The 3,941-nt window shown below is 54.6% G+C and carries 2 protein-coding genes; one reads left to right on the forward strand and one right to left on the reverse strand.

Going from position 1 to position 3,941, the window contains the following annotated elements:
- A partial coding sequence (locus RMSM_RS02755) for a DUF3754 domain-containing protein (RefSeq protein WP_040763787.1) occupies positions 1–613 on the forward strand: 613 nt, incomplete at its 5' end.
- Positions 614–840: 227 nt separating this feature from the next.
- On the opposite strand, the gene RMSM_RS02760 is transcribed toward RMSM_RS02755, so the two are convergent.
- Positions 841–3,918, reverse strand: coding sequence for an efflux RND transporter permease subunit (locus tag RMSM_RS02760; RefSeq protein WP_008691254.1), 3,078 nt, complete (start codon positions 3,916–3,918; stop codon positions 841–843).
- Between the last annotated feature and the right edge of the window lie 23 nt (positions 3,919–3,941).

The following is a 3,941-nucleotide window of genomic DNA, read 5'->3' on the forward strand; positions in this document are numbered from 1 at the left end:
CATTTCCGAAGAACAGCTCGCGTCGGACTGTCTGCACCTGCGGATGTTCAAAAACATCCCCAAGCTCGATGTCGATATGTTATTGCCAGGCACCCAAGTGCGGATCAGCAAAGTGGATCGGGTGAAAATTATCGTCCCTAGTCTCGGCGGGCTGCTGATGTCGCTTCGCAAATTAGCTCATTTCATCTTTTTGTTCGCCGCCATCACGCTGTATTCATCAATGATGTTAGCAGGATTGATCTTTGCTTCGGTCGGATACATCGTCCGCAGTGTGGTGAGCTATTTCCAGACCAAGAACCGCTACTTGTTGAACTTGGCAAAAAACTTGTACTACCAGAAACTCGACACCAACGCAGGCGTGGGCTACCGTTTGATCCAACAAGCTCGGCAACAGAGTGAAGCCGAGGTGACGTTGGCGTTGTACGGGATTTTGTCGAGTGACACACCGCTGAGTTCTCGCAAACTCCGGCGTCACTGCGAGCGGATGATTCGCGAAGCGGTGAATGTCGAAGTTGACTTTCAAGTCGAGCGATCACTGAATATCTTGTCACAAGCCGGTCTGGTCGAACAAGTCGACGGAGAGAATTGGAGAATGAAGCGGCGAGACGCCTGAGATGGTCGCTATTTATAGGCCGAAACGCAGCGGAGCGAAGTTCCGGCATGGCGGCAGAGACGATCTCACGATTACGTTCGCTTCCGCCGGACCTGCGTCGCTTGGCGCGACTTGATCCGGCCTACAGAGCGTTAAGGCCCTGGGTTGGGCGTAGGCCTCAGCCGCTGATGCGTCGCGGCTCAAAAAATCAACAAGCCGCCTGCGGCTTCCGCTACCCATACCCCATCTCACGTGCTCATTGCATGCGTGGCAGGTTGTGAGGAAGCGTGTGGCGAGCTTGCTTCGGAATCGTCCTCGCCGTTCGATAGATTATCTCTGCCGCTGTGTGTTTCACCACGACCAAACGATTCCTTGATGTCCATAAAGATTCGGAACAGCGTCGGCACAAACACCAACGTAAAGATCGTCGAAACGAGCAGCCCGCCCAACAACACGCTGCCCAGACCGCGGTAAAGTTCGCTGCCGGACCCTGGGAACAAGACTAACGGGCACAGCCCAAGCACCGTGGTTGCCGTGGTCATCAAGATCGGACGCACTCGGGTGCGAACGCTTTCGAGGATCGCGTCGCGGGAACTGAGTCCATCTTCACGCATTAAATTCAGCGATTGATGCACGATCAAAATTGCGTTGTTGACCACCGTTCCAATCAGGATCACAAACCCCAACATCGTCAGCACATCGAGAGCTTGCGGCGGCATCCCCCGCCAGGTCAAGTAAACACTCAGCATCCTCAGTCCCAAGATGCCGCCAACGGCACCCAACGGAACACTCATGATGATCACAAACGGATAAACCCAACTTTCAAATAACGCCGCCATCAACAGATACGTAATCAGTAGCGCCAACAACACGTTCCATCGCAGCGCCAACCAAGTATCGCGTAGTTTGTCAGCGGTTCCCGACAGTGCGATCTGGTATCCTCCGTCGAGCTGTCCTGATGCACGAATCGGACCAACAATCTGTGTTTCAATTCGCTGCAACGCGTCCTCAAGCGCCATCTCGGGCGGCGGAGACACTTCGATCGTGATTGCACGCTGTCGCTCGCGATGATTGATCTGCTCAGGTCCGCTGGACGATTCAATCCGAGCCAACGAATTCAGCGGCACCAAATGGCCGCTCGGCGTCGCGATCGGCAGCGACTCGAGATCCTGAATCGAACCGGCTTGATCCGGGCTTCCCACAATCGTCAGATCAATCTTGTCGCCACCGATGTAATAGTCGCTGGCAAAGGCACCATCGACCAAGGCGTTCACGGCATATCCTAGCCTCGACGCATCGACGCCCATTTGCTCGGTTTGAAACAGGTAGGGAATCACGTGAGTTTCGGGATTACTGAGGTCTAAACTGGGCACCGGTCGCGCTTGCGCATTGGGGATCACCGGTTCGCCCATCCCTCCCATCACTTGGCCAAGGACTTGCCCTCCGATTCCGACCAACTTCTCGAGTTCAGGCCCAGTGATTTCGACGTCAATCGTACGCCCGGCGGTCAATCCTTGCTCAAACAGGCTCGATTGTTTTGCGATCACAAAAGCACCAGGCAATTTGGAACGGACGCTTTGGATCAACGGGATCAGTTCGCCGCTTCGCTGCGGATCGACCGACCGCACGCCCAAGAAGACTTGGCGTCCGCGAGCAACATAGAAAAAGTCAAAGATGGCGGGGTACTTGAGATCGTTTGTCGCCGGATCATCTGGATCGATGTCCCAGTACGGTTTTAGGTGCTCTTCGACAGTTTCTCCGAGACTCGAAAGTTCATCCAAGTTGTATCCAGGCGGTGGCAAAATGATGCCAAACACCAAGTTCCGATTGCCAGTCGGCAGATATTCGACCTTGGGCCACAATGAATAGCTCAGCCCTACGGTGGCAGCCAACAGCACCGTGATCAATGCCAAGCGTCGCAGCAAACTCTTTTGAATCATGCGGTTCGCGCCGACCACCATCGCCACCAACAGCGAACTGATCCGCAGAATCGGCTCGACAATCTTTTCGGACACACGCTGCAGTCCATGCGGTGCACGCTGCGGTTGCGATCTTGATTTCGCTGGCTCAGCCTTCTCGGTCAATAACCGCGCCGTGACTGTGGGAATCAATGTGATGCTAACGATCAATGACAACCCGACGGCCGCACTAATCGCCAGCGCGATGTCGCGAAACAGTTGACCCGCCTCTTCTTCGACAAACAAGACCGGCAAAAACACCGCCAACGTCGTCAACGTGGACGCCAACACCGCGCCCCATACCTCTTTGGTTCCGCGATAGGCCGCGTCATACGGTGAACGCCCATCTTGGTAGTGACGATAAATATTCTCAAGGACAACCACGGCGTTATCGACCAACATGCCGACCGCAAACGCCATCCCCGCCAAACTGATCACGTTTAGTGAGCGTCCCCATAGGTTTAGCAACAAAAACGTGCCAATCACGCTAATCGGGATCGCCAACCCGACGACCAAAGCGCCGCGAGCGAACCAGAACCCCGCTACGAGAATCAACGCCAACGTGATCAAACCGTACCAAGGACTCAGCAGCATCGAAGCCACGGTGCAGGCGACAATCAACGGCACAAAAACCAACGTCCGTACATTCAAGTGCAAAAACAGCATCAGCACCAACATCGTCAACGTTCCGCCAACGACGATATTTTGGTTCACCAAACCCACCGAAGCATCGATGTATTCAGTTTCGTCGTAGACCTGCAACAGCTGCAGTTTGCGGTCGCGAAGCAAGTCATCATTCAGATCGGCGACGCCATGTTTCAACCCGTCCATCACGTCCAACACATTCGCGCCGGTTTCTCGCAGCGCATTGATCGCGATCGACGATTCGCCGAAACGGCGAACCAACCCATCGGGCTTTTTGAACCCCAATTTGACTTCGGCAACGTCACTAATAAACACGGGTGCGCCGTCACGAATCGCCAACACTTGCGACTTGACTTGATCGGCACTGCGAAATTGATTCAACGTACGCACGACATAGCGTCGTTTGCCTTCCCAGTAATCGCCGCCCGAAGTGTCTTGATTTTGATTGCGCAGCACGCGTCGGACATCATCAATCGTCAAACTGCGGGCGGCTAGTTTCTGAGGATCAATGATGACTTGCATCTCATCGGTCAATCCACCGAGCACGTTGGCATTGGAGACACCGTTGACACGTTCAAGCCGCGCTTCGATATAGTCCTCGGCAAATCGCCGCATTTCAGGAACATTTAAATCAGGCGGCAACAGCGGAGCGATGTCGGGATGCGTTTTGGCAATTTGGCGAAGTCGCAGCAGCCGCAGCCCAGGATTGTCGCTGCGGAGCACCGGGGCAGTGGTTCACGTAGCTC

Source organism: Rhodopirellula maiorica SM1 (genome assembly GCF_000346295.1).
Classification (GTDB): Bacteria; Planctomycetota; Planctomycetia; order Pirellulales; family Pirellulaceae; genus Novipirellula; species Novipirellula maiorica.